Source organism: Mycobacterium sp. IDUB_28, assembly GCF_055419285.1.
Genome location: NZ_JBVAXK010000007.1, coordinates 254730 through 278736 on the forward strand (window position 1 = coordinate 254730; position 24007 = coordinate 278736).

The following is a 24007-nucleotide window of genomic DNA, read 5'->3' on the forward strand; positions in this document are numbered from 1 at the left end:
ACCGGCGGTGTCGCGTCAACCCGGCTCCAGCCCCGCGTTGCCCCAATTTTGGTGACGGGAAGGTCGACCGACTATTCTGGTCAGCAACTGTCGCCGTGCGGCCAATCAGCCTGGAACCGCGACACGCCCCACCGAAACCCCGAACGAGGAGTTAGGCCCGACCATGGCCGTACCCAAGCGCAGGATGTCGCGCTCGAATACCCGCAGCCGGCGCTCGCAGTGGAAGGCCACCGAGACCGGTCTGGTCGGCGTCAACGTCGCCGGTCAGAAGCACAAGGTGCCGCGCCGGCTGCTCAAGGCCGCTCGGCTGGGCCTGATCGACCTCGACAAGCGCTAGCCGGTGCGGCGTCGTCTCTGACGCCCGTTTCGGCGCGCCTCTCAGCCCAGTCTCAGGCGTCCATACGAAACTGGACCGCGTGCGAATACTTGTCGTCGACGACGATCGCGCGGTGCGCGAGTCGCTGCGCAGATCGCTTTCCTTCAACGGCTACTCGGTGGAGTTGGCTCACGACGGTGTCGAGGCGCTGGAAAAGATCTCCAGTGACCGGCCCGACGCGGTCGTGCTGGACGTGATGATGCCCCGGCTGGACGGGCTGGAAGTGTGCCGTCAGCTGCGCAGCACCGGTGACGACCTGCCCATCCTGGTGTTGACCGCGCGTGATTCGGTTTCCGAGCGCGTAGCCGGCCTGGATGCCGGAGCCGACGACTACCTGCCCAAGCCGTTCGCCCTGGAAGAGCTGCTGGCCCGGATGCGGGCGTTGCTGCGCCGCACCAAGCCTGAAGACGCGGCGGAGTCGGTGGCGATGACGTTCTCGGACCTGAGCCTGGACCCCGTGACCCGGGAGGTGATCCGCGGGCAGCGTCGCATCAGCCTGACCCGTACCGAGTTCTCCCTGCTGGAGATGCTGATCGCCAACCCGCGCCGGGTGTTGACCCGCAGCCGCATCCTGGAGGAGGTGTGGGGGTTCGACTTCCCCACCTCGGGCAATGCCCTGGAAGTGTACGTCGGATACCTGCGCCGTAAGACCGAAGCCGACGGCGAGCCGCGGCTGATCCACACCGTGCGCGGGGTGGGTTACGTGCTACGCGAAACACCCCCCTGATGCTCGGTCTGCGCCGCAAACGGCGGGCGCCGCTGCGAGCGACCAGTTCCCTGTCACTGCGCTGGCGGGTCATGCTGCTGGCGATGTCCATGGTGGCGATGGTGGTGGTGCTGATCTCGGTGGCCGTCTACGCGGTGATTTCGGCGGCGTTGTACAGCGACCTCGACAACCAGCTGCAAAGCCGTGCGCAGTTGCTCATCGCCAGTGGTTCGCTGGCCGCCGACCCTGGCAAAGCCATCGAGGGCACCGCCTATTCGGACGTCAACGCCATGTTGGTGAACCCGGGACGGTCGATCTACACGGCCAACCAGCCGGGGCAGACACTGCCGGTCGGAAGCCCGGAGAAGGCGGTCATCCGCGGTGACCTGTTCATGTCCCGGCGCACCGCCGCCGGCCAGCGGGTGCTCGCCATCCACCTGCCCAACGGCAGCTCACTGCTGATCTCCAAAAGCCTCGAGCCGACCCAGCACGTGATGAGCAAGCTGCGGTTCGTGCTGCTCCTGGTCGGTGGCGTGGGTGTCGCAGTGGCCGCGGTGGCCGGCGGGATGGTGACCCGGGCCGGGTTGCGGCCGGTGGGTCGGCTCACCGAGGCGGCCGAGCGGGTGGCCCGCACCGACGACCTGCGTCCCATACCGGTCTTCGGCAGCGACGAGCTCGCCAGGCTCACCGAGGCGTTCAACCTGATGCTGCGCGCGCTGGCCGAATCGCGGGAGCGCCAGGCGCGTCTGGTCACCGACGCCGGACACGAACTGCGCACCCCGCTGACGTCGCTGCGCACCAATGTCGAGCTGCTGATGGCGTCGATGGCGCCGGGGGCACCGCGGCTCCCGGAACAGGAAATGGTCGGCCTGCGCGCCGACGTGCTGGGGCAGATCGAGGAATTGTCCACGCTGGTCGGCGATCTGGTGGATCTCACCCGCGGTGACGCCGGTCAAGCGGTACACGAACCGGTCGACATGGGCGAGGTCATCGATCGCAGCCTGGAGCGAGTTCGACGTCGCCGCAACGACATTCACTTCGACGTGGAGGTGGTTCCGTGGCAGGTCTACGGTGACCCCGCCGGGTTGTCGCGGGCGGCGCTCAACCTGATGGACAACGCGGCCAAGTGGAGTCCGCCGGGCGGCCGGGTGGCGGTGCGGCTGCGCCGGGTCGATGCGTCCCACGCCGAACTGGTGGTCGCCGACCACGGGCCGGGCATCCCGCCGCAGGAGCGGCGCCTGGTATTCGAGCGGTTCTACCGCTCCGCGTCGGCACGCGCGATGCCCGGTTCGGGTCTGGGGCTCGCGATCGTCAAGCAGGTGGTGCTCAACCACGGCGGATCGTTGCGCGTGGAGGACACCGACCCGGGCGGCGACCCGCCGGGGACGTCGTTCTACGTGCTGCTGCCCGGTCGTCCGCTGCCTGGTCCGGACTATCCGTCATCCGCCGACGAGCCCGAGAGTTCACGGGGTTCGGCGAATGTCATCTCAGTCGATTCTTAGTCCGCGCGCGCAAGGTGGTTGTGCAGTTAGTGTTGAAAACCAAGCCATGCAAGCAACGCATGCTCCAGTAGGCCTTCAGTAAGCCCCTAGAAGTAGAGGAAGAGCGTCTTAGCGACATGACGAATCACCCGAGGTATTCGCCACCGCCGCAGCAGCCGGGATACGGTGCCACATCTAGTCAGCCGGTACCGCCCGCCTATGCCCAGGGGCAGCAGAGTTACACCCAGCCGTTCGACTGGCGCTATCAACCGCCGTCGCATCAGCAGTACCGCTCCTACGACCCGCTCAGCGGCACCGGGGCCGGGCCGATACCGGGCAACACCGGATCGGGTGCGATACCCGGCGGTACCGGTTCGCGTCCGATACCGACCGTGTCGGGTCCCGGTCCGCTGCCGGGTCAGACCATGCATGGTCCAGTGCCCGGGATGATGCCCCCGATGGCGCCGCCGCGCCGACGGCGGTCAGGCGGCCTGATCCTCGGTGCGCTGGCGATCGCGGTGGTGTCCGCCGGTATCGGAGGCGCCGCCGCGTCGGTCGTCGAACTGGGCCACCAGGCCGGCGGCGGTAAGAGCACCACGGCGTCGTCCGGCGCGGCCCCCAGCGTTCCGGCGGCCAACATGCCGCCAGGATCGGTCGAGCAGGTGGCTGCCAAGGTGGTGCCCAGCGTCGTCATGCTGGAAACCGATCTGGGCCGGGCCTCCGAAGAGGGATCCGGCGTCATCTTGTCCGCCGACGGGCTGATCCTGACCAACAATCACGTCGTCGCGGCGGCCGCCAAGCCGCCGGCCAACGGCCCGGCGCCGAAGACGACGGTGACGTTCTCCGACGGGCGCACCTCCACCTTCACCGTGGTCGGCGCCGACCCGACCAGCGACATCGCCGTCGTACGCGTCCAGGGCGTCTCCGGATTGTCCCCGATCGCGATGGGATCGTCGTCGGGCTTGCGGGTCGGTCAGCCGGTGCTGGCCGTCGGCTCACCCCTGGGCTTGGCGGGCACGGTGACCACCGGGATCGTCAGCGCGCTCAACCGGCCGGTGTCGACGACGGGTGAGGCCGGCAACCAGAATACGGTGCTGGATGCTATCCAGACCGATGCCGCCATCAACCCGGGTAACTCCGGTGGCGCACTGGTCAACATGAACGCGCAACTGGTCGGCATCAACTCGGCGATCGCCACCCTCGGCGCCGACTCCGGCGACGCGCAAAGCGGCTCGATCGGACTGGGCTTCGCAATCCCGGTCGACCAGGCCAAGCGCATCGCCGACGAGCTGATCAGCACCGGTAAGGCGTCGCACGCCTCGCTGGGCGTTCAGGTCACCACCGACAAGGGTGCCCCGGGCGCCAAGGTGATGGAAGTGGTGGCCAACGGCGCGGCGGCCAATGCGGGGGTGCCCAAGGGGGTCATCGTCACCAAGGTGGATGACCGTACGATCAACAGCGCCGACGCGCTGGTGGCCGCGGTGCGTTCCAAAGCACCCGGAGACAAGGTGTCGCTGACTTATCAGGATCCAGCGGGCGGCAGTCGCACTGTGCAGGTCACCCTCGGAAAGGCGGACCAGTGATGAAGGCCGAGGCGCAGCTGTCGGACCTCGGATATACGGTGGCACCCATGGAACAGGGCGCTGAATTGGTGGTCGGACGGGCTCTTGTCGTCGTCGTCGACGACCGCACCGCGCACGGGGATGAAGACCACAGCGGCCCGCTGGTCACCGAATTGCTGACCGAGGCAGGGTTCGTCGTGGACGGCGTGGTGGCGGTCGAGGCGGACGAGGTCGAGATCCGCAACGCGTTGAACACCGCTGTGATCGGCGGGGTCGACTTGGTGGTGTCCGTCGGCGGGACCGGGGTCACGCCCCGTGACGTCACGCCCGAAGCCACCCGCGACATCCTGGACCGGGAGATCCTCGGCATCGCTGAGGCGATCCGCGCTTCGGGCTTGTCCGCCGGGATCACCGACGCGGGTCTGTCCCGCGGGCTGGCCGGCGTGTCCGGCAGCACCCTGGTGGTCAACCTGGCTGGATCCCGCTATGCGGTACGCGACGGGATGGCGACCCTGAACCCGTTGGCGGCCTACATCATCGGCCAGCTGTCGAGTCTGGAGATATAGCTCTCCGGACCGGGTCAGCGGTCGGCGCGGGGCCCGTAGTTCGGCGGCGGCGACAGCGGGGTGGCTTCGACCGCCGGTGCGCTGCCGTGGCGGCCGGACGATGCCGCACCGTTGGTCTGTGCGAGCAGGTCGCGGATCTCTTCGAGGAGGACGACCTGTGCGTCGTCGGCCTGCTCGACTTCACCCTGCCTGCGCAACTTGCTGTACGGCAGCACAACCAGGAAGTACACCACCGCAGCCACCAGCAGGAAATTGATTGCGGCCGACAGCACCACGTTGAGGTCGATGAATTGATCGGTGCCCGGAATCTGGATTTTCAGAAGTCCGTGTTCCTGCTTCTGGTTCATGCCGATCGAGCTGACCAGCGGTTTGATGATGCTGTCGGTGAAGGCGGTGACCAGCGCGGTGAACGCGGTACCGATGACCACTGCAACGGACAGGTCGACGATATTGCCGCGCGAGAGAAACTCTTTGAACCCTTTGAGCATGGGGACGTCCTTTCTGCAGCGGGCATCCGATGATCCCGGAATTTGACCCCAGGAAAAATTTAACTCAGTTGGTGGCGTTTGCCACGACCCCCTCCGTGTCGTCCCGCCCGGAGTGCACGCAATCGATCAATGTCGAGAAGGCATGACGGGCCGCGCAGTCCGGTAGACCGGCCAGTTCCGCGTGGGCCAGATCGGCGTACCGCGCCGCGCCGGGGTGGGACGCGAGGTGCGATACGGTGCCGACCAGCCGGCCCAGTCGCGACAGCCGCTGCACGGTGCCGTCGGGCGCCCCGGCGCACAGGGCGCCCAGCTGTCCGCAGGCGGCGATCAACGAGCCGGAGCGCTCTTGCGCCACCCGCAGCTGATGTTCGGCGGGATCGACGGTCGCCGCGCTGCCGCGGGTTGCGCGCAGCTGTCCGGTCACCAGCTCGCCGAAGGTCTCCGCGATCACCGAGAAAGCCTCCGGACCCAGCCGCGAACCCAGCCGGGACGCCGCCGCGTACCGGTAGTCGCCCGCGAGGATCGCCAGGTTGCTGTTCCAGCGGGCGCCGGCGTCGTCGGCCACGTCGGCATCGTCGGCGACGCCCGCGTGACACAACGTCGCCAGGTGGATCAGCTCGAGCGCGGCTCCGACGACGCTGACCTGCCAGGCGTCCGATTCGGGGCCGAGCTGCGCCGCCAGCACCGTGAAGAGCGGCCGGAGCTGAGTGCGTTCGTCGGCAAACGGATGCTGCATAGCATCGCGAATCATGTCGTCACCCAGGGTGAGCTCGCTGCTCATCAGCGCCTCGATGCGGGCGACACCGTCGCGCACGCCGGCGGCGAATCGGGAGTCGTCGAGCTGCAGACACTCGAGCGCGCTCCCCGGTGCAATGCTCACCGGTCCAACAGTAGGGGGTGCGCCGCCGCGACGCCGTTTTGCGTTGGCACGGCACGGATTCGCCGTCAGTGCAGAACGAGGGTCACCGTCTGGCCCAGCGCCGCTCCCGCCACCGCCGCTGCCAACCGGGCCGGCAGTGCCACCAGCACCACCCGATCGTTGCCCGGCCCCAAGGCCTTCTGCTGGGCGGAGATCAGGACCACGATCGCGTCGGTGGCCAGCAACCGCGAGGGGGCGGCCGCGTCGGATGCCGGCGCGGCCAGCACGTCGACGACGTCGCCGACCCGCACCAGGTCGATCAGGGCGGCGTCGGCCAGATGCAGCGGCACGATCCGGGCGTTGGGCCCGGCGGCGGAATCGGCCAGCCGGCTGCCCAGCAGCCGCAGGTCGGTGAGCACTTCGCCGCGCCGAGTGGGACTGGCCAGCGTCGATCCGAGCACGACCTCGAGCTTGCCCTGAGATCCATCGGGAACCGTTGCCGCCGAACGCTTTTCGAGCCGGACATCATTGGCGCTGAGGGCGGTGCCGGACTTCAGGTCACGGGCGGCCACCAATACGTCGACCCGGTCACCGTCCGGGTTCGAACGCACCGCGGCAACGCAGGCGAGGACGACGAGGGCGCCGGCGGCCACCCGGCGGGCCCGCACAGTCCGCATCCAGTCCGGCCGCAGCACGGTCGAAATGCGGTTCAGCAGTGAGGGATTGAGTGAGGACGATTCCCGCACCTCCCCAGGGTAGGCAGGGTGGGGCCAGGCTGGTTGCGCGTCGGAGGCCGGTTGTGGATAACTAGCTGGCGGAGCTGGCCGCGGCCGCCTTGGAACTGCCGGCCTTGTCGCCCGAGCCCGCTGATTTGCTGTCACTGGAACTCGAAGACTTGGCGTCCGCGGACCCCGAGTCGCTCGTCGAGGAGCCGTTGGTCGAACTCTTCTCTTTCTTGCCGGCCTCGCGACTGTCGGTGCGGTAGAACCCGCTGCCCTTGAACACGACCCCGACCGAGTTGAACAACTTGCGCAGTCGGCCTGAGCATTGGTCACAGGTCGTCAGGGCATCGTCAGTGAAGGCCTGCACCTTGTCGAAGCGGTTGTCGCATTCGGTGCACGCGTAGCTGTACGTGGGCACAAGAACCTCCGGGTGAATGTAAGTCTGCTGCGTTAGCACTCTACCGTCTCAAGTGCTAGAACCGCCACGTGTTGCCGGTCATTCCCGGATCGGCAGCGCGAGCAGGCCCCGCGCGGGGGTCAGCACATGGCTCATCGGCACGTCATGCGGCTCCGACGGCAACTCGTCGACCAATTCCACATCGCGGACCACCGCCACCAGCGCCGCCTGCGGATCTCGCGCCGGCAGGGATCGGTCGTAAAAACCGCGACCGCGGCCCAATCGCACACCGCGCCGGTCGACCGCCAGGGCGGGCAGCAGCACCATCCCGGCCTCGCCCAGCGCACTCGCCGGCAGCCACGGCCCGGGCGGCTCGAGAAGTCCCCAGCGCCCGGTCCTCAGCGCGCCAGGGGAATATTCGCCCCATGACAACGGCAGCGCGGTGTCGTCCGGACCGGTGCGCGCCACCGGCAACAGCACCCGCCCGGCGCGGCGCAGCAACACGTCGAGCATGTCGATCGATCCGGGTTCGGTGCCGACCGGAACATACGCACAGACGGTGACACCGCTGGTCACCACCTGTTCCAGCTGCCGGATCAGCATTTCGGCCTCGGCGGCGCGGACGCCGGCCGCAACGTGCCGGCGAGCCCGAGCCAGCTGGCTGCGCAACGCGGCCTTGCCCCCCGTGGTCATGGTGCTAACGATGACAGACCCCGGCGGGCGCGGTGTTCTCGCCGACCGCGCGGCCGGTGCGGGCTATGGTTGTGAACGATGTCACGACCGCAAACATCGATCCCGTTCACCGCGATCGTTCCCGCCGCCGGCCTAGGAACCAGGTTCCTGCCCGCGACCAAGACAGTGCCCAAAGAGCTGTTGCCCGTCGTGGACACCCCCGGCATCGAGTTGGTGGCCGCCGAGGCGGCCGACGCCGGCGCCGAACGCCTGGTGATCATCACCTCCGAGGGCAAGGACGGTGTCGTCGCGCACTTCGTCGAGGACCTGGTGCTGGAAGGCACCCTGGAAGCGCGGGGCAAGAAGGCCATGCTGGCCAAGGTCCGTCGCGCCCCGGCGCTGATCAAGGTCGAGTCGGTGGTGCAGGCCGAGCCGTTGGGCCTGGGGCACGCGATCAGCTGCGTCGAGCCCACCCTGATGCCCGACGAGGACGCCGTCATGGTGCTGCTGCCGGATGACCTGGTGCTGCCGACCGGGATCCTGGAGACGATGTCGCAGGTCCGGGGCCAGTACGGCGGCACGGTGCTGTGTGCCATCGAGGTCTCGCCCGAGGAAATCAGCGCCTACGGCGTGTTCGACGTCGACCCGCTGCCCGACACCACCGACGTCCTGCGGGTCAAGGGCATGATCGAGAAGCCCAAGACCGAGGACGCGCCGTCGTTGCTCGCCGCCGCCGGTCGCTACGTGTTGGACCGGGCGATCTTCGACGCGCTGCGCCGCATCGACCGGGGTGCCGGCGGCGAGGTGCAGCTCACCGATGCCATCGCGTTGCTGATCTCCGAAGGGCATCCGGTACACGTCGTCGTTCATCGCGGATCCCGACACGACTTGGGAAATCCCGGCGGCTACCTCAAGGCTGCGGTTGACTTTGCATTGGATCGTGATGACTACGGCCCGGACTTGCGGCGGTGGTTGGTGGCGCGATTGGGCCTGACCGAACAGCAGTAGGCGCTCGGGTCCGGTTCGCCAGACCGCGCCCGCCACTTTGGGGGCAGGAAGGCGCTGCACTGTGCGTTCTGTGGAGGAGCAACAGGCCCGGATATCGGCGGCCGCGGTGGCCCCGAGGCCGATCAAAGTCGCCATCGCCGAGGCGCAGGGACTGCTGTGTGCCGAAGAGGTGGTGACCGAACGTCCGCTGCCCGGCTTCGACCAGGCCGCCATCGACGGGTACGCAGTGCGCAGCGTCGACGTGCTCGGCGTCGGTGACGGTGGCGCGAGTGAACCCATAGCGGCCGTCGCCGACGACGGCAGCGTCGAAGCCCGTGCCGTCGTGACCCTGCCGGTGATGGGGACGATCGAGGCCGGGGCCCGCACGCCCAGCCGGCTGCAGCCGCGCCAGGCCGCCCGGGTACAGACCGGGGCGCCGTTGCCCACCCTGGCCGACGCGGTGTTGCCGCTGCGCTGGACCGACGGCGGCATGAACCGGGTGCGGATCCTGCGCGGTGCGCCGTCCGGCGCCTACGTGCGGCGCGCCGGCGACGACGTGCAGCCCGGCGACGTGGCGGTGCGGTCGGGCACCATCATCGGCGCTGCTCAGGTCGGATTGCTGGCGGCGGTGGGCCGTGAACGGGTGCTGGTGCATCCGCGCCCGCGGTTGTCGGTGATGGCCGTCGGCGGCGAACTCGTCGACATCTCGCGCAATCCGGGCAACGGGCAGGTCTACGACGTCAACTCCTACGCGCTGGCGGCGGCCGGCCGCGACGCCGGCGCCGAGGTCAACCGCGTCGGCATCGTCAGCAACAACCCCAAGGAACTTGGCGAGATCGTCGAAGGCCAGCTCAACCGGGCTGAAGTGCTGGTGATCGCCGGGGGAGTAGGTGGTGCGGCGGCCGAGGCGGTGCGTTCGGTGCTGTCCGAACTCGGTGACATGGAGGTGGTGCGGGTCGCCATGCACCCCGGCTCGGTTCAGGGCTTCGGGCAGCTCGGCCGCGACGGTGTGCCGACCTTCCTGTTGCCCGCCAACCCGGTCAGCGCGCTGGTGGTGTTCGAGGTGATGGTGCGCCCGCTGATCCGGCTCTCGCTGGGTAAGCGGCACCCGATGCGCCGGGTCGTGCAGGCGCGCACCCTGTCACCGATCACGTCGGTGGCCGGACGCAAGGGTTACCTGCGCGGCCAGCTGATGCGCGACCAGGAGAGCGGCGAGTACCTGGTTCAGGCGCTGGGGGGTGCGCCCGGTGCGTCTCACCTGCTGGCCACGCTGGCCGAGGCCAACTGTCTGATTGTGGTCCCCAGCGGCGCCGAGCAGATTCGCACCGGGGAGATCGTCGATGTCGCCTTCCTGGCTCAGCACGGCTGAGCGCGCTTCGGTCCCGTGAACCTGCTGCGATCCAGCTCCCGCCACCCTGGCTGGCCGATGAGTGTCGGTTCGCTGCGCGTCGCCGCCGGGGTGATCCGGTTGCGGCCGGTGCGGATGCGCGACGGCGCACAGTGGAGCCGGATCCGGCTGGCCGACCGCGCGCAGCTCGAACCGTGGGAACCGAGCGCCGACGGCGACTGGGGCATCCGGCACACGGTGGGCGCGTGGCCGGCGGTCTGTTCCGGGTTGCGCGCCGAGGCACGCAAAGGTCGGATGCTGCCCTATGCGATCGAACTCGACGGACGGTTCTGCGGGCAGTTGACCGTCGGCAACGTCGTGCACGGGGCGCTGCGGTCGGCGTGGATCGGCTACTGGGTGTCCAGTGAATGCACCGGCGGGGGCGTGGCGACCGGTGCGGTGGCGTTGGGACTCGACCACTGCTTCGGTCCGGTGATGTTGCACCGCGTAGAGGCCACCGTGCGTCCGGAGAACGCGGCGAGTCGGGCAGTTTTGGCCAAGGCCGGGTTCCGGGAGGAAGGCCTGTTGCGGCGTTATCTCGAGGTCGACCGGGCCTGGCGGGACCATCTGCTGGTCGGGTTGACCGTCGAAGAGGTATACGGCTCGGTCGCATCGACGCTGGTCAGGGCGGGTCACGCCAGCTGGGTCTGACGGTTGCGGGTGCACGCCTGCCCGAGCGTTGCGGGTCGTCGCCCGCCGAGCGTCACGCCAGCGTGGCGTTCGCTGCCGAGCGTCACGCCAGCGTGGCGCCGGCCGGGCGTTGCGGATCCTTGCCCCGCCGAGCGTCACGCCAGCGTGGCATTCCCCGCCGAGCGTCACGCCAGCGTGACACCGACGCGGCAATGGTGCACAAGTCGAAATAATTCTGTGGCTAACGTGACATATGTGGCGTGTGATGCTTGGAAAAGGCAAATTACAGGTGTGTAATTGCCCTGGTCACTACAGACCCGGCCGCGCAGGTCACCCGAGGGGCCTCGCGGGGATCGGAACCGAAGAGAGCAGGTCATGATGCCAAGCATCCCGCAGTCGTTGTTGTGGATATCGCTTGTGGTGCTGTGGTTGTTCGTGTTGGTGCCGATGCTGATCAGCAAACGCGACGCTGTCCGGCGCACCAGCGACGTGGCATTAGCCACCCGCGTGCTCAACGGGGTCGCCGGTGCCCGCCTGCTCAAGCGGACCGGACCCGCGGCCGGTCATCGCAGCGACCCGGACTGGAAGCCGGAAGAGGAATGGGAAACCGAGCCGATCGACGGACCGTACGCGGACGCCGACCAGAACCACGACGAGGACATGCCCGTCCTCGACGACGAAGACACCGATGTGGTGATGCGCCGCCGGTCGGTGGTCACTGCGTTGAGCAAGACGGACAAGGTCGAAGAGCCGGCAGAACCCGACTACCTCGACGTCGACGTGATCGACGAAGATGCGGCCGCGCTGCCGGTGGGTGCCAGTGCCCAGGCGGAAGCGACTCCGCAGCCCACGGCCGACGACGCGGCTGAGCAGGACGAGGGGCTTGCCGACGACGAGTACGAATACGTCGACGACTCTTCGGGTTTGGAGCCCGAGGAGGACGAGGTGGACGACGCCCCGCCCGTCTACGCCTCGGGTGTGTCGCGTCGGCGCCGCTATGACAGCAAGACCGCCGCCGCGGTCAGCGCGCGCAAGTACGCCTTCCGCAAGCGGGTGCTGGTCGCGATGGCGCTGGTGCTGGTCGGCTCGGCGATCACCGCCTTCGAAGTGACCGACACGGCATGGTGGATCTGCGGAACCGCCACCACCATCACCCTGTTCTATCTGGCCTACCTGCGTCGACAGACCCGCATCGAAGAAAAGGTGCGTCGCCGCCGGATGAAGCGGATGGCCCGGGCCCGTATGGGCGTCGAGAACACCGAGGACCGCGACTACGACGTGGTGCCGTCCCGGTTGCGGCGCCCCGGTGCAGTGGTCCTGGAAATCGACGACGAGGACCCGATCTTCCAGCACCTGGAATATGCGATGTCCGCCCGCAACTACGGGTGGCCGCGGGACCTGCCGCGCGCCGTCGGGCAGTAGCCGCGCGGTTCGGCCCATCGGGGTGGCGGCTGGTAGCCTGCTAGCGGTCAGGGGCTATGGCGCAGTTGGTAGCGCGACTCGTTCGCATCGAGTAGGTCGGGAGTTCGAATCTCCCTAGCTCCACAGGGTTCCAGCACGTCAGGTCAGCGATCGCTCGGCTCTTTCAACGCCCATCGCCTGTTCGGCCATAATCACGATGATCTTGGTCGCACAGCGCGGGGGGACATGTGGACGACGGCAGGGCCGGCAGCGCCGAATCCTCGGGATCGGCACGCATGGCGCGCTGGGCAGGCACGCTCGGGGTACTGCTCCCGGCCCTCGGGATCGTTGTCTATCCGATCTGGTCGTTCCCGCTCACCAGCACGCCGGGCGCCGACGTCGGGCGGTGGGCCGCCACCTACCACGACCGGCTGGCGGCGACGCAGACTCTCTATACGGTCGGTGTAGCCCTGTGGCTGGTGTTCGGGGCGGCGGTCTGGGCTTTCCTGCGGGAGCGCCTACCCTCGGGGTCCCCGTTGCCGCCTGTATTCGCCGCCGGCTTCGTCGCACTGGTCACGCTGATACTCGCCGGGTTCACCGCGTTCAACCTCCTGCTCTACCGCGACCTTGGCGCCGAGCAGGCGACGCTGCTCTACGACCTGACCTTCGGGCTGTTGGCGATGTCCGGAATGCCCACAGCCGTGGCCCTGGGAGCATTCGCCACCGCGGTCTATCGCCACCGGGTGCTGCCGCCCTCAACCGCTCATCTGGCGATCGTTGCCGTCGTTGGGCACGTGCTCCTGCTCGCCGCTTTCATCGTTCACGACGGTCCGTTGTCACTCGAAGGTTTCTTGACCACCTGGGGGATCCCGATCTTGCTGTTCGCCTGGATACTGCGAACCGCCTTGACAATTCCCCGCCGCTCCCACTGACCCGCCGGGTTCGTCAACGCCCGCGAAATCGTGGATACTGGTAGAAATCGGTTCAGAAACGATGCCGAGCGGCTCGATTCCGGCCAAGAGTGAGGCAATGCCCACCGTTCTGCTCGATACCACAGACCTAGACCACGCCCAGAGCGCGTTGAGCGCAAACTTCTCCAGGATGCACATCCACGCGAAGTCTGGGGCGCAATCCACTTCGATGCGGGTGGAGCGGCATTTCGTCGGACCTGTCTGCATCGATTCCGCCGACTACGGCCGTGATTTCAGCTACGCCATGGACCCTCCCGAACAGATCCTGGTGTGCCAGGTGGTCTCCGGTCTGCTCGAAGCGGGCCACGCACGGCAGCCGGTTGCCCGGTATCGACCCGGGGACTTCTACGCGTTCGGGGCCGTCGACGGCGCGTCCTACAACGGCCGCGTCCGGCCGGGGCACTACAACCACCTCGTCGTGAACCGCAGGGAGTTGAGTACGTTCGCGGCGGCATACCGCGGCGCCGATACCACGGTCCACCTGACCGGATCTGTTCCCGTGTCGAGGTCGGCCGGCCAACGCCTCACCAAGGGCATCAGTCATGCGCATCGTCTTGCCGCCCGCGGCGACGCCGAGGCCAACCCGCTACTCGGCGCCCGATTGGCGCGCTACCTGGTGAGCTTGCTGTTAGCCACGTTTCCGACTACCGCGGTGCCGGAACCCGCCGTCGAGCACCAACTCGACAGTGCGACGATGCGCCGTGCCGCGGCATTCATCGACGACAATGCCCACACCGACATTTCGCTGAGTGATATCGCGGCGGCGGTGTACGTCACGCCGCGGACCTTGCAGTACACCTTCCGCAAGCACCAGGACTGCACCCCAATGGAATACGTCCGGCGGGTGCGCCTGGGTTACGCCCACCTCGACCTGCTGGCCGGTGACCCCGCCACCGTCACCGTCGGCGATGTCGCCCGGCGCTGGGGGTTCGGGCACGTCGGACGTTTCGCGGTCTACTACCGGCAGACCTACGGCCAGAGTCCGCACGTCACCCTGCGCAGCTGACCCCGCTAATCCGAACTGCCATCGCGCTCAGCTGAGAACAGTTCCGCTGCAACGGGTTTGGTCGCATACGTGCGCGCTCCGGACGAGACCGTCAGAACGAATTGAGTCGGTTCCGAAGTGGTGCCCTCGGCGAAATGCTGAGCGTGCTGCAGTTCGGTCAGGAAGACGGCGGTACCCCCCGGCGGGATGTCGTGCGGAATCTCGGCCCCGGCGATCGGCTTCTCCAACGGCACCAGCGACGTGCCGTCTGCATCGGAGCGGATGGCCCACCCAGCAACGTGAAAAGCCAGTCGGCCCGCGTTGACGACCTTCACGCCGATGATCGTGTCCTCGGGCCGTTCGGCGGCATTGGCCAGCGCCTCGCGCACGTCGCTGCCGGCGTCGTTGGTCACCAGCCCGTCGGGCGTCAATCGACCGACCAGGGGCGTCAGTTTCGGCCGCGGTCTGTGGCGCAGGAATGTGCCGAGCTGCCAGCCCAGTGCGATCACCGCCAGCACGGTCCCGACCAGACCGAGGACGAATCCGGCGACGCTCACTGCCCAACCCTGATGTCATCCATGGCGCCAACGCTACTGGCATGGATCTGGGAGCCGGGGCGAAGGCTGATGACTAACAAAAATTCCGCTGAGCATTCGCTGAGATCGGGGTTTTGGGCTCGGTTCCGGCGCCCGCTCACCCCTAGTGTCAGACCGATGAGCACCAAGTACTACTTGCGCAAGGTACCCGTCGAATCCGTCGAGCCGGGATTCTCACTGGCCATTCCGAACGGCGGCAAGTATCGGCTTTTCCAGGTCGAATGCACTCAGATGTCTTATCGCAGTGGACAACCCGCGCTGATTACGTTGATTTCGAAGGGCCATCCCGACCAGGTGCTGGAGTACGAATTCGGCACACCGGTGGTCCGGCTCTTCGGCGTGTGCGAAGCTGCTGCGTCGTAGCTCTCAATCCGGCTTGGCTGCGGTGACGAACTGCAGGGCACGCTGGGCGTGCTGCTCGATGTCGATCAAACCGGCGGAGGAGAACAGGTCGACGAAGGCGTGCCCGTCGAACATAGTCAGTCCGATCGCCCGCGCGGTGGTTTTGAGGGCGAAGCTGATCGGCTGGGGTTGATCGGCGTAGCTGGTCAGGATGGCGATGCGACCGCCCGGACGCAGCACCCGCACCATTTCGTGGGCGACCCGAAACGGTTCGGGGATCAGGTACAGGGCGCCGAAACAGCAGACCGCGTCGAAGGTTTCGTCGTCAAACGGCAGATCGCGCGCGTCGCCGCGCACGTAGCAGGTGCGCGGGCCGCTGTTGTCCTGCACGGCCCGGGTCAACATCGGTTCGGAGATGTCGAACCCGACCGCGAGGCTGCCGGTGGCCAGCTTTGCAGCCAGCGGTGCGGTGAAATTGCCGGGCCCGCAGGCAACGTCGAGCAGCCGCGTCGCGCTGCGCAATTGTAGGGCGGTCGCCGCGCGTCGCTGCTCGGCTCCGGTGGTGACCCCGCTGGCCAGGTAGAACGATGTCGGTCGCCACAGCCGCTCATAGACCGTCGCGACCAGCGGACTGTTCATCGCAAGCTGCGCGACCGTCGGGACGGGACTCGCCGTGGATTCACCCAGCACATCGAGGTAGCCGTGCCGCAACACGGCGGGCTTGTTGAGCAGACCCCGAGTCAACTCGAGTCGGTCCTGGTTATCGATCATCGTCGGTTCATCCCTCCCGTCGCCCAGGCTAGTGCCCGTGTTTGCAGGGTCGGCAACCTTACCCATAACGTGGGCCATAGCCTGGGGCCGCAGCAGACCCCGGAGGGGTGGCGGAATTGACCGGCGTGGGGATCGCGGAACTCGCGGAAATGGACATCTTTCAGGGATGCCCTGTCGAGGACCTGTTGCCGCTGGCCTCGTGCCTCGCCCCGTTACATGCCCGCACCGGTCAGGTGTTGATGCGCCAGGGTGAGCAGGCTGTCTCCTTCCTGCTGATCGCGTCCGGCAGCGCCGAGGTGATGCATGTCGGGGACGACGACGCGGTGATCGTGGAGCTAGCGGTGCCGGGCATGATCGTCGGTGAGATCGCTTTGCTGCGCGATATTCCGCGAACAGCGACGATCACCACTCTGGAGCCGTTGACCGGCTGGATCGGCGGCAAGGACGCGCTGACCCAGATGGTGCACGTCCCGGGGATCATGGACCGGTTGGTGCGCACGGTGCGCCAACGCCTCGCCGCGTTCATCACGCCGATCCCGGTCCGGCTCCGAGACGGATCTGAGCTGATGCTGCGTCCGGTGCTGCCCGGAGACAGCGAACGCACGGTGCACGGACACGTCCACTTCTCCAGTGAGACGATCTACCGGCGGTTCATGTCCGCGCGGGTGCCGAACCTGGCGATGATGCAGTATCTGGCCGAGGTCGACTACGTCGACCACTTCGTCTGGGTGATGGTCGACGGCACCGATCCGGTGGCCGACGCACGTTTTGTTCGCGACGCGACGGACCCGACGGTCGCCGAGATCGCGTTCACGGTCGCCGACGCTTATCAGGGACGTGGAATCGGGACTTTCCTGATCGAAGCGCTGTCGGTGGCAGCGCAGGTCGATGGCGTCGAAAGATTCTCTGCGCGAATGCTTTCGGATAATCTGCCGATGCGCACCATCATGGATCGCACCGGCGCGGTATGGCAGCGCGAGGACATCGGTGTCATCGCCACGGTGATCGACGTGCCACGCAAGCTGAGCCTGGACCGCAAGATGGTCGAACGGATCAGGCAGGTCGCCCGGCAAGTCATCGATGTGGTGAGCTGAGTCAGAAGGCTGGCTGGCGCGCGGTGAATCGTGCCGTCACATTGCCGATCGGCGATTCGTCATAGGCGTCGACCGCGCTCGGCTGACCACCTTCGCTGAGGTAGAGACCGTCGAGTTCAACCCAGATCGCATTCGGGCTGGTGATCAATTGAAAGAAGTACAACCGATCGGTGAGATCGGACTCCGGCAGCAGCGCAAGGTAATTCGCCGCCCGCTGGAAGCGGTCGACGGGATTGACGTTTCCGCGCAACGGCATATCTCGGCTGGAATGGGAAAAGTATTGTCGCGAAAGCAATTCGCGTCGCTTGTTGTAGCTGGGATCGTTGGTCATCAGGGTGTATTGACGGCCTTGGTGCACCACCATCTGGCCGTGGTCGAATCCGATGCTCGCGGAGTCGCCGGCGGCGTCCTCGAGGGCCAGGCGCAGCGTGCCCTGGCGTCCGCGGGCACCGACCATCACCAGCTGCACCTCATCCATCAAACTGAGCGCCTCGGCGACGGTGCCGGCCTGGTCGAGCAGGCATTGCGCCTGCAGGCCGGTGTGCAATGCCGGTCTGGCGGGTCGCGCGAGCCGACATCGGTGGATTTCAGGTACAGCGCAGGCGCGGCCAAGCCGTGTTCGTTGACGCCGTCCACGGTTCCGATGCCGTAGACGATGATGACCAGGCCGCCGTACCGACTGGTCCAGCGCCTGGCACTGTCGGCGACCACCGGCTGCCCGCCCAGCAACCCGCTGCCGCGCGGAAACGCCACGATCAGCGGTTCGGTGGTCTCCCGCCAATCCATGCTCCGGCCGCACAGAACGGGATGGCCGTCGGTATTCCACAGCACTCGGGTGCACACGACCGCCGAGCTACCGGACTCCGCCCGGCACCCGTGATATCAACGATCATGCGGCCGTCGTGGATTGGCCCCCCGCTGGTGGTCCTGCTGGCCGCATGCGGCCCGCAGAGCGCACCGCCGCCCGTGTCCTCGTCGTCGTCTCCGGAGCTACCGACTGTCGCGGTAACCCCGGCAAACATCAGGCGGGTTGCCCGCGAGCTGCCGCCCGGGTACGAGGTGACGCAGGTGCCACGCGCGCCGTCGCCGCGGGCAATCTGGGGACTCGGTGCCGATACTGCGGCGGATCCTGCGGCCTGCACCACGCTGTCCGATCCGGCCGGCGGCCGCGAAAAGTCCGCCCAGGGCGTTTCCGGGTCGGGGTCGGGCGGCATCGTGGATGCGGTGGTGGTGGCGCTGCCGAGGCCCGCGCAACTGGACCACCATGTCGTAACCGGTTGCGCGCACTGGGATCTGACTGCGGGGCGCACTGTCGCGAGTATCGCGCTGATCGATGCGCCGCACATTGACGGCGCGCAAACCGTCGGCATGGTCGCCGACATCCGGTCGGCCGTCGAGTCGGGCAGCGAAATCGTTTCCCGGGCATACACATTCGGCGCCTATCTGGGCGATTTCTACGTATTCACCACGTTGACCAACGACCCGGGCTCGATGCTGCCGGCGCTGCCGGCGCAGTACGCCGCCGATCTGCTGGTCAAAACCGTGTCGACGTTACGCAGCTGAGCATCCGCGTTGGGTAGATTGGCGACGATGTTCAAGCTGGTGCTCGCCCTCGGATCGGTGTGCGTCCTGGTCGGCTGTTCGCCGGATTCCAAGTCCGCGCAGCCGATCAAGGCCGACATCGCCAAGATCGCGGAGGCGAAGTCCACCTTCGGGCCGGAATTCAAGGTCACCAACATCACGCCGCAGGCGATCGATCCCCAGTTTTTCGCCGCACGCAAGCTGCCCGACGGGCTCACCTTCGATCCGGCGAGTTGCGCCAAGGCAGCGGTCGGGCCGGACATGCCGCCGGGCCTGCAGGGCAACATGGCCGCCATCTCAGCCGAAGGCAACGGCAACCGGTTCGTGGCGATCGCGATGGAAACCTCCACCGCGCTGCCGGTCAACGATCCCGGCAAGGACTGCGCGCGCGTGGGCTTCGCCGGTGCTCAGCTGCGCGGCGCGATCGAAGTCGTCGACGCACCCCACATCGACGGGGTCCACACCCAGGGCGTGCACCGCGTGCTGCAGGCACTCCTTCAGGGCGCGGCCCGCACCGGCGAACTGTACGACTATTCCGCGCAATTCGGGGACTACCAGGTGATCGTGATCGCCAACCCGCTGGTGATACCGGGTCAGCCGGTGGCCAAAGTCGACACCCAGCGCGCCCGCGACCTACTGGTCAAAGCGGTTGCCGCAGTGCGCGGTTGACGCTTGGGATCTATCGCACATTGCGGGGGCGGAACTGGATGCTCACGCGTGGACCCGCCGACGCCGACGTCTTGGGCACCGAATGCTCCCAGGTGCGTTGGCACGAGCCGCCCATCACCAGCAGATCCCCGTGCGCCAGCGGCAGGCGCAGCGACGGCCCGCCGCCCCGCGGACGCATGGCGAAGGTGCGGGTCGCGCCAAGGCTGAGGATCGCCACCATGGTGTCTTCGGAGCTGCTGCGCCCGACCGTGTCGCCGTGCCACGCCACGCTGTCCGATCCGTCGCGGTAGCAACACAGCCCGATGGTGGTGAACGGCTCACCCAGTTCTCCGCCGTAGATGTCGTTGAGTCGACGCCGCAGCCGGGACAACTCGGGATGCGGTGGATCCTCGACGGTCAGGTCATGAAAGCTGACCAGTCGAGGCACGTCGACCACCCGGTCGTACATCTGCCGGCGCTCGGCCCGCCACGGCACGCAGGTCAGCAGTGCTTCCAGCAGACCATCACAGCCGCGCAGCCAGTTCGCCCGGACATCGATGAAAGCACCGTCGCCGAGGAATCGTCGCTCGTTGTGCTCGAATAGCGAGCCCTGAACCGCGATCGCCACGGGCCGAGTTTATCGCACATCAGTTCGATGTCGCGCCTGCTGGCCCCGGCGCGGCTACCGTTTGAGGCGTGTCAGCGGCGTGGGGGACCAATTCCGAGGTGGGGACGTTGCGGGTCGCCATCCTGCACCGGCCGGGCGACGAACTGCGTCGACTCAACCCGCGCAACAACGACCAACTGTTGTTCGACGGGTTGCCCTGGGTTTCGCGTGCGCAGGACGAACATGATCAGTTCGCTGACGTGCTGCGATCGCGCGGCGTGGAAGTACTGCTGCTCGCACAGCTGTTGACCGAGGCGCTGCAGCACAGCGGTGCCGCGCGGATGCAGGGGGTTGCCGCGGCCGTCGACACGCGCCGACTCGGAACGCCTCTGGCGCAATCACTTTCGTCCTACCTGCGCGGACTCGAACCTGAGGCGCTGGCCCACGTGCTGACGGCCGGACTGACCTTCGACGAATTGCCGGCCGCTACCCGTCCCCAGGTTTCCCTGGTGTTGCGCATGCAGCACGGCGCGGACTTTGTCATCGACCCGCTGCCCAACCTGGTGTTCACCCGTGACTCGTCGATCTGGATCGGGCCACGGATGGTGATTCCGTCGCTGGCCCTGCGGGCGCGGGTCCGCGAGGCGTCGCTGACCGACATCATCTATGCCCACCACCCGCGGTTCACCGGCGTGCGGCGCGCCTACGAATCGCGCACCGCTCCGGTCGAGGGCGGTGATGTGCTGCTGCTGGCGCCGGGGGTGATCGCGGTGGGGGTGGGGGAGCGAACCACCCCGGCCGGTGCAGAAGCGTTGGCGCGCAGTCTGTTCGACGACGACCTGGCGCATACCGTGCTGGCGGTGCCGATCGCCCAGCAGCGCGCGCAGATGCACCTGGACACGGTGTGCACCATGGTCGACACCGATGCCGCGGTGATGTACGCCAACGTCGTCGACACGCTCTCGGCCTTCACCGTTGCGCGCACCGCTGAGGGGGTGACCATCAGCGACGCCGTCCCGTTCGTCGCGGCCGCCGCCGAGGCGATGGGGATCGACAAGCTGCGAGTGATCGACACCGGCGACCCGGACGTCGCCGAACGCGAACAGTGGGACGACGGGAACAACACACTGGCGCTCGCGCCGGGTGTTGTCGTCGCCTACGAACGCAATGTGGCGACAAACGCCTGCCTGCAGGACGCCGGCATCGAGGTGCTCACCATCGCCGGGTCGGAATTGGGGACGGGGCGCGGCGGGCCCCGGTGCATGTCCTGTCCAGCCGCCCGCGACCCGCTGTGAGCTCTTGTGTCGGGTGGGGCGTCACGCTGGTGTGACGCTCGGCGTCAGCGGGGGTGCGGTTCGGCGATGCGTGGGGGGCGTTCGGCGTCTTGCGTCACGCTGGCGTGACGCTCGGCGTTCTGCGTCACGCTGGCGTGACGCTGGGCGACAGCGGGGTGACGTTCGGCGATGTGTGGGGGCGTTCGGCGTCCAGCGTCACGCTGGCGTGACGCTGGGCGACAGCGGGGGTGCGATTCGGCGATGTGGGGGGGCGTTCGGCGTCTTGCGTCACGCTGGTGTGACGTTCGGCGTTCTGCGTCACGCTGGTGTGACGCTGGGCGACAGCGGGGGCGACATTCGGCGATGTGTGGGGGCGTTCGGCGTCTTGCGTCACGCTGGTGTGACGTTCGGCGTTCTGCGTCAGCCTGGCCCTGGCGCTACCGCCAGCTGGGCAGCCAGATCTCCATGTCCCAGGTCTGCTGGGAGATGGGCAATCCGGTCAGCACCGGGAACAGCCACGCGAAGTTGGTCACCACCAATGCCACATAACAGGACACCAGGATCATCCCCAGCGTGCGCCGTTCCTTGTTCTGGCCGGGCTGGTGCAGGATGTCGCCGAGGATCAGCGCGATCGCCATGGCCAGGAACGGGCCCATCGTCGCCGCGTAGAAGAAGTACATCTGCCGGTCGATCTCGGCGAACCACGGCAGCCACCCGGCGCAGTAGCCCACCCACACCGCGGCGTATCGCCAGTCTCGGCGAATGAACATCCGCCAGGACGCATACACCAGCACCGGCACCGCCAGCCACCACATCGCCGGGGTGCCGACCAGCATGACTGCTTTGACACACGATTGGGCGCCGCACCCCGGCACGTTGTTCTGGTCGATCGCGTACAGCACCGGCCGCAGCGACATCGGCCAGCTCCACGGTTTGGATTCCCACGGGTGATAGTTGCCCGCGGAATTCGTCAGGGTCGAATGGAAGTGGAAGGCCTTCGTGGTGTACCACCACAGCGAGCGGATGGCGTCGGGCAGCGGGACCACGCTGTGCGGACCGATCGTCTGGCCGACCTGGTGACGATCGATCGCCGTCTCGGACGCGAACCACGCCGAATAGCTGGCCAGGTAGACGGCGAAGGGGATCACCAACAGCGCGTATGCGGTGGGGAGCAGGTCGCGGCGCACCGTGCCCAGCCACGGGCGCGGTACTTGATATTGGCGGCGGGCCGCCACATCGAAGGCCAGCGACATGACGCCGAAGAACGCAATGAAATACAACCCGGACCACTTCGTCCCGAACGCCAGCCCGAGCAGCACCCCGGCGCCGAACCGCCACCACCGCACGCCCAGGCGCGGACCCCACACCGTCGCTGCGCAGCGTCCCTCGAGGAACGCGACGTGCATGCGTTGCCGCACCTGGTCGCGGTCGACGATCAGCGCGCCGAATGCGGCGACCACGAAAAACGTCAAGAAGCCGTCCAGCAACGCGGTCCGGGCGGTGACGAAGCTGACGCCGTCGCAGATCACCAGCACGCCGGCGATGCCGCCCACCAGGGTCGAGCGGCTGATCCGGCGCACGATCCGCGTCACCAACACGACCATGATCACGCCCAGCAACGCGCTGGTGAACCGCCAGCCGACGCCGGTGTACCCGAACAGTGCCTCGCCGATTGCGATCAGTTGCTTGCCGACGGGCGGGTGTACCACCAGGCCGAACCCCGGATTGTCTTCCACCCCATGGTTGTTGAGCACTTGCCAGGCCTGCGGCGCGTAGTGCTTCTCGTCGAAGATGGGGGTGCCGGCGTCGGTCGGCGAGCCCAGGTTGAGGAATCGGGTCAGCGCCGCGAACGCAGCGATCACCCCGGTGGTAATCCAGCCGCGCGAACGATCCAGCGGACCGAAGTCGGCGACGGGACGTAACAGCCCGGGGCTGGCCATGGGTATCTGGGGCGTCGCAGGCCGCTCGACGGGGTCCTCCGGCAAGACGGAGGTTTCTCGGGGCGGGGCTGTCATCACGTCGATCGTAGGCTGTCGGTCATGACCAGTGGGCGACTGTTGCTCGGCGCGACTCCGTTGGGCCTGCCATCGGATGCGTCGCCTCGCCTGATCAGGGCGCTGGCCGAGGCCGACGTAGTGGCCGCCGAGGACACCCGGCGGGTGCGCAACCTGGCCAAGGCGCTCGACATCCGGATCGCGGGCCGGGTGTTGAGCCTGTTCGACCGGGTCGAGTCGACCCGGGTTGGCGCCCTGGTCGAGGCCATCAGCTCCGGGGCGACGGTGCTGGTGGTCAGCGACGCCGGCATGCCGATCATCAGCGATCCCGGCTACCGGCTGACCACGGCGTGCGTCGAGGCCGGCCTGCCCGTGCAGTGCTTACCCGGACCGTCGGCGGTGACGACGGCGCTGGTGGTCTCGGGGCTGCCGGCAGAGAAGTTCTGCTTCGAGGGTTTCGCGCCGCGGAAGGGTTCGGCGCGGCGCAGCTGGCTGGCCTCACTCGCCGAGGAGCGGCGTACCTGTGTGTTCTTCGAGTCGCCGCGTCGGTTGGCCGCCTGCCTGCGTGACGCGGTGGAACAGCTCGGCGGACAGCGTCAAGCGGCGGTCTGTCGCGAGCTGACCAAGGTGCACGAGGAAGTGGTGCGCGGCTCGCTGGACGAGTTGGTGGCGTGGACGGCCGGTGGGGTGCTCGGCGAGATCACCGTCGTGCTGGCCGGGGCCAGCCCGCGCACCGACGTGCCCGCCCTGGTGACCGATCTGGTCGTGGAGGTGGAGAACCTGATCGACGGCGGCATCCGGATCAAGGACGCCTGCAGCCATGTCGCCGCCGGTTATCCGGAAGTGCGTCCGCGGCAACTCTACGAAGCGGTTCTGCAGTCCCGGCGCGACGAGTCTGGCGAGGAGTAAC

28 protein-coding genes and 1 tRNA gene are annotated in these 24007 nt (G+C 67.6%); 18 read left to right on the forward strand and 11 right to left on the reverse strand.

The genetic code is table 11. The annotated features are described in order from the left end of the window. Positions 1 to 163: 163 nt before the first annotated feature. From rpmF to ACZYZ9_RS16915, 5 genes are all read left to right on the forward strand, one after another. On the forward strand, positions 164 to 337 hold the full coding sequence (gene rpmF / locus ACZYZ9_RS16895; protein ID WP_463827407.1) for a 50S ribosomal protein L32: 174 nt from the start codon (positions 164 to 166) through the stop codon (positions 335 to 337). Between the two features lie 79 nt (positions 338 to 416). Then, positions 417 to 1103, forward strand: coding sequence for a two-component system response regulator MprA (mprA, locus tag ACZYZ9_RS16900; RefSeq protein WP_463827408.1), 687 nt, complete (start codon positions 417 to 419; stop codon positions 1101 to 1103). Then, on the forward strand, positions 1103 to 2584 hold the full coding sequence (locus ACZYZ9_RS16905) for a HAMP domain-containing sensor histidine kinase (RefSeq protein WP_463827409.1): 1482 nt from the start codon (positions 1103 to 1105) through the stop codon (positions 2582 to 2584). The genes mprA and ACZYZ9_RS16905 overlap by 1 nt, the downstream gene beginning before the upstream one ends. A gap of 116 nt (positions 2585 to 2700) precedes the next feature. After that, a complete protein-coding gene (locus ACZYZ9_RS16910; RefSeq protein WP_463827410.1) occupies positions 2701 to 4146 on the forward strand; it encodes a S1C family serine protease in 1446 nt (481 codons plus the stop codon). Next, positions 4146 to 4691, forward strand: coding sequence for a MogA/MoaB family molybdenum cofactor biosynthesis protein (locus tag ACZYZ9_RS16915; RefSeq protein WP_463827411.1), 546 nt, complete (start codon positions 4146 to 4148; stop codon positions 4689 to 4691). The genes ACZYZ9_RS16910 and ACZYZ9_RS16915 overlap by 1 nt, the downstream gene beginning before the upstream one ends. Positions 4692 to 4705: 14 nt before the next feature. Here the strand turns inward: ACZYZ9_RS16915 and mscL are convergent, their stop codons facing one another. From mscL to ACZYZ9_RS16940, 5 genes are all read right to left on the reverse strand, one after another. After that, on the reverse strand, positions 4706 to 5179 hold the full coding sequence (gene mscL / locus ACZYZ9_RS16920) for a large-conductance mechanosensitive channel protein MscL (RefSeq protein ID WP_463827412.1): 474 nt from the start codon (positions 5177 to 5179) through the stop codon (positions 4706 to 4708). 64 nt (positions 5180 to 5243) lie between these two features. Continuing rightward, entirely contained in the window at positions 5244 to 6059 is an 816-nt protein-coding gene (locus tag ACZYZ9_RS16925) for a polyprenyl synthetase family protein (RefSeq protein ID WP_463827413.1), read from the reverse strand. Between the two features lie 65 nt (positions 6060 to 6124). Next, on the reverse strand, positions 6125 to 6784 hold the full coding sequence (locus ACZYZ9_RS16930; protein ID WP_463827414.1) for an SAF domain-containing protein: 660 nt from the start codon (positions 6782 to 6784) through the stop codon (positions 6125 to 6127). A 61-nt stretch (positions 6785 to 6845) separates the two neighbouring features. Continuing rightward, positions 6846 to 7178 (reverse strand): FmdB family zinc ribbon protein, encoded by a 333-nt coding sequence (locus tag ACZYZ9_RS16935; protein WP_463827415.1) that lies wholly within the window; start codon positions 7176 to 7178, stop codon positions 6846 to 6848. Between the two features lie 78 nt (positions 7179 to 7256). Further along, positions 7257 to 7850, reverse strand: a complete 594-nt coding sequence (locus tag ACZYZ9_RS16940) for a 5-formyltetrahydrofolate cyclo-ligase (RefSeq protein ID WP_463827416.1) — start codon at positions 7848 to 7850, stop codon at positions 7257 to 7259. A 78-nt stretch (positions 7851 to 7928) separates the two neighbouring features. Here ACZYZ9_RS16940 and ACZYZ9_RS16945 point away from each other — a divergent pair, with 78 nt between their 5' ends. The 7 genes from ACZYZ9_RS16945 to ACZYZ9_RS16975 all read left to right on the forward strand — a co-directional run bounded on the left by ACZYZ9_RS16945 (position 7929) and on the right by ACZYZ9_RS16975 (position 14211). Beyond that, a complete protein-coding gene (locus ACZYZ9_RS16945) occupies positions 7929 to 8837 on the forward strand; it encodes a UTP--glucose-1-phosphate uridylyltransferase (RefSeq protein WP_463827417.1) in 909 nt (302 codons plus the stop codon). A gap of 61 nt (positions 8838 to 8898) precedes the next feature. Beyond that, the gene (glp, locus tag ACZYZ9_RS16950) at positions 8899 to 10185 is read left to right on the forward strand and encodes a molybdotransferase-like divisome protein Glp (protein ID WP_463827418.1); all 1287 of its coding nucleotides are present in this window, start codon (positions 8899 to 8901) and stop codon (positions 10183 to 10185) included. Positions 10186 to 10200: 15 nt separating this feature from the next. Next, entirely contained in the window at positions 10201 to 10854 is a 654-nt protein-coding gene (locus ACZYZ9_RS16955; RefSeq protein WP_463827419.1) for a GNAT family N-acetyltransferase, read from the forward strand. Positions 10855 to 11211: 357 nt separating this feature from the next. Beyond that, complete coding sequence (gene sepX, locus ACZYZ9_RS16960; RefSeq protein ID WP_463827420.1) at positions 11212 to 12255, forward strand: divisome protein SepX/GlpR; 1044 nt, start codon at positions 11212 to 11214, stop codon at positions 12253 to 12255. A gap of 50 nt (positions 12256 to 12305) precedes the next feature. Beyond that, positions 12306 to 12378 (forward strand) — tRNA-Ala (locus ACZYZ9_RS16965). Positions 12379 to 12482: 104 nt separating this feature from the next. Beyond that, positions 12483 to 13166, forward strand: a complete 684-nt coding sequence (locus tag ACZYZ9_RS16970) for a hypothetical protein (RefSeq protein ID WP_463827421.1) — start codon at positions 12483 to 12485, stop codon at positions 13164 to 13166. 97 nt (positions 13167 to 13263) lie between these two features. Further along, positions 13264 to 14211 carry a helix-turn-helix transcriptional regulator gene (locus ACZYZ9_RS16975; protein WP_463827422.1) on the forward strand — a complete coding sequence of 316 codons (948 nt, stop codon included), beginning with the start codon at positions 13264 to 13266 and terminating at the stop codon, positions 14209 to 14211. Positions 14212 to 14216: 5 nt separating this feature from the next. Here the strand turns inward: ACZYZ9_RS16975 and ACZYZ9_RS16980 are convergent, their stop codons facing one another. Next, on the reverse strand, positions 14217 to 14747 hold the full coding sequence (locus tag ACZYZ9_RS16980) for a hypothetical protein (protein ID WP_463827423.1): 531 nt from the start codon (positions 14745 to 14747) through the stop codon (positions 14217 to 14219). A gap of 156 nt (positions 14748 to 14903) precedes the next feature. Here ACZYZ9_RS16980 and ACZYZ9_RS16985 point away from each other — a divergent pair, with 156 nt between their 5' ends. Beyond that, entirely contained in the window at positions 14904 to 15149 is a 246-nt protein-coding gene (locus ACZYZ9_RS16985) for a hypothetical protein (protein ID WP_463827424.1), read from the forward strand. A gap of 3 nt (positions 15150 to 15152) precedes the next feature. On the opposite strand, the gene ACZYZ9_RS16990 is transcribed toward ACZYZ9_RS16985, so the two are convergent. After that, positions 15153 to 15899 (reverse strand): class I SAM-dependent methyltransferase, encoded by a 747-nt coding sequence (locus ACZYZ9_RS16990; protein ID WP_463827425.1) that lies wholly within the window; start codon positions 15897 to 15899, stop codon positions 15153 to 15155. A gap of 107 nt (positions 15900 to 16006) precedes the next feature. Here ACZYZ9_RS16990 and ACZYZ9_RS16995 point away from each other — a divergent pair, with 107 nt between their 5' ends. After that, on the forward strand, positions 16007 to 16993 hold the full coding sequence (locus tag ACZYZ9_RS16995; protein WP_463827426.1) for a GNAT family N-acetyltransferase: 987 nt from the start codon (positions 16007 to 16009) through the stop codon (positions 16991 to 16993). A 1-nt stretch (position 16994) separates the two neighbouring features. On the opposite strand, the gene ACZYZ9_RS17000 is transcribed toward ACZYZ9_RS16995, so the two are convergent. Both ACZYZ9_RS17000 and ACZYZ9_RS17005 read right to left on the reverse strand, forming a co-directional pair. Continuing rightward, positions 16995 to 17471, reverse strand: coding sequence for a linear amide C-N hydrolase (locus ACZYZ9_RS17000; protein ID WP_463827427.1), 477 nt, complete (start codon positions 17469 to 17471; stop codon positions 16995 to 16997). Then, complete coding sequence (locus ACZYZ9_RS17005) at positions 17471 to 17779, reverse strand: hypothetical protein (RefSeq protein WP_463827428.1); 309 nt, start codon at positions 17777 to 17779, stop codon at positions 17471 to 17473. The genes ACZYZ9_RS17000 and ACZYZ9_RS17005 overlap by 1 nt, the downstream gene beginning before the upstream one ends. A 105-nt stretch (positions 17780 to 17884) precedes the next feature. On the opposite strand from ACZYZ9_RS17005, the gene ACZYZ9_RS17010 reads away from it, so the two are divergent. Next, positions 17885 to 18556, forward strand: a complete 672-nt coding sequence (locus tag ACZYZ9_RS17010) for a DUF5642 family protein (RefSeq protein ID WP_463827429.1) — start codon at positions 17885 to 17887, stop codon at positions 18554 to 18556. A 27-nt stretch (positions 18557 to 18583) separates the two neighbouring features. Then, positions 18584 to 19243: a DUF5642 family protein gene (locus ACZYZ9_RS17015; RefSeq protein ID WP_463827430.1), complete on the forward strand. Its 660-nt coding sequence runs from the start codon at positions 18584 to 18586 to the stop codon at positions 19241 to 19243. Between the two features lie 10 nt (positions 19244 to 19253). On the opposite strand, the gene ACZYZ9_RS17020 is transcribed toward ACZYZ9_RS17015, so the two are convergent. Continuing rightward, complete coding sequence (locus ACZYZ9_RS17020; RefSeq protein ID WP_463827431.1) at positions 19254 to 19850, reverse strand: alpha-ketoglutarate-dependent dioxygenase AlkB; 597 nt, start codon at positions 19848 to 19850, stop codon at positions 19254 to 19256. A 68-nt stretch (positions 19851 to 19918) separates the two neighbouring features. Here ACZYZ9_RS17020 and arcA point away from each other — a divergent pair, with 68 nt between their 5' ends. After that, complete coding sequence (gene arcA, locus ACZYZ9_RS17025; RefSeq protein ID WP_463827432.1) at positions 19919 to 21124, forward strand: arginine deiminase; 1206 nt, start codon at positions 19919 to 19921, stop codon at positions 21122 to 21124. 416 nt (positions 21125 to 21540) lie between these two features. Here arcA and ACZYZ9_RS17030 read toward each other — a convergent pair whose 3' ends face one another. Continuing rightward, the gene (locus tag ACZYZ9_RS17030; protein WP_463827512.1) at positions 21541 to 23043 is read right to left on the reverse strand and encodes a dolichyl-phosphate-mannose--protein mannosyltransferase; all 1503 of its coding nucleotides are present in this window, start codon (positions 23041 to 23043) and stop codon (positions 21541 to 21543) included. Between the two features lie 99 nt (positions 23044 to 23142). Here ACZYZ9_RS17030 and rsmI point away from each other — a divergent pair, with 99 nt between their 5' ends. After that, on the forward strand, positions 23143 to 24006 hold the full coding sequence (gene rsmI, locus ACZYZ9_RS17035) for a 16S rRNA (cytidine(1402)-2'-O)-methyltransferase (protein ID WP_463827433.1): 864 nt from the start codon (positions 23143 to 23145) through the stop codon (positions 24004 to 24006). The last annotated feature ends 1 nt before the right edge of the window (position 24007 follow it).

Coding starts and splice junctions, on each gene's coding strand:
- rpmF (WP_463827407.1), top strand. CDS start 164: ATGGCCGTACCCAAGCGCAGGATGTCGCGCTCGAATACCCGCAGCCGG.
- ACZYZ9_RS16905 (WP_463827409.1), top strand. CDS start 1,103: ATGCTCGGTCTGCGCCGCAAACGGCGGGCGCCGCTGCGAGCGACCAGT.
- ACZYZ9_RS16910 (WP_463827410.1), top strand. CDS start 2,701: ATGACGAATCACCCGAGGTATTCGCCACCGCCGCAGCAGCCGGGATAC.
- ACZYZ9_RS16915 (WP_463827411.1), top strand. CDS start 4,146: ATGAAGGCCGAGGCGCAGCTGTCGGACCTCGGATATACGGTGGCACCC.
- mscL (WP_463827412.1), bottom strand. CDS start 5,179: ATGCTCAAAGGGTTCAAAGAGTTTCTCTCGCGCGGCAATATCGTCGAC.
- ACZYZ9_RS16940 (WP_463827416.1), bottom strand. CDS start 7,850: ATGACCACGGGGGGCAAGGCCGCGTTGCGCAGCCAGCTGGCTCGGGCT.
- ACZYZ9_RS16945 (WP_463827417.1), top strand. CDS start 7,929: ATGTCACGACCGCAAACATCGATCCCGTTCACCGCGATCGTTCCCGCC.
- sepX (WP_463827420.1), top strand. CDS start 11,212: ATGCCAAGCATCCCGCAGTCGTTGTTGTGGATATCGCTTGTGGTGCTG.
- ACZYZ9_RS16975 (WP_463827422.1), top strand. CDS start 13,264: ATGCCCACCGTTCTGCTCGATACCACAGACCTAGACCACGCCCAGAGC.
- ACZYZ9_RS16985 (WP_463827424.1), top strand. CDS start 14,904: ATGAGCACCAAGTACTACTTGCGCAAGGTACCCGTCGAATCCGTCGAG.
- ACZYZ9_RS16990 (WP_463827425.1), bottom strand. CDS start 15,899: ATGATCGATAACCAGGACCGACTCGAGTTGACTCGGGGTCTGCTCAAC.
- ACZYZ9_RS17000 (WP_463827427.1), bottom strand. CDS start 17,471: ATGGATGAGGTGCAGCTGGTGATGGTCGGTGCCCGCGGACGCCAGGGC.
- ACZYZ9_RS17005 (WP_463827428.1), bottom strand. CDS start 17,779: ATGGATTGGCGGGAGACCACCGAACCGCTGATCGTGGCGTTTCCGCGC.
- ACZYZ9_RS17010 (WP_463827429.1), top strand. CDS start 17,885: ATGCGGCCGTCGTGGATTGGCCCCCCGCTGGTGGTCCTGCTGGCCGCA.
- ACZYZ9_RS17015 (WP_463827430.1), top strand. CDS start 18,584: ATGTTCAAGCTGGTGCTCGCCCTCGGATCGGTGTGCGTCCTGGTCGGC.
- ACZYZ9_RS17030 (WP_463827512.1), bottom strand. CDS start 23,043: ATGGCCAGCCCCGGGCTGTTACGTCCCGTCGCCGACTTCGGTCCGCTG.
- rsmI (WP_463827433.1), top strand. CDS start 23,143: ATGACCAGTGGGCGACTGTTGCTCGGCGCGACTCCGTTGGGCCTGCCA.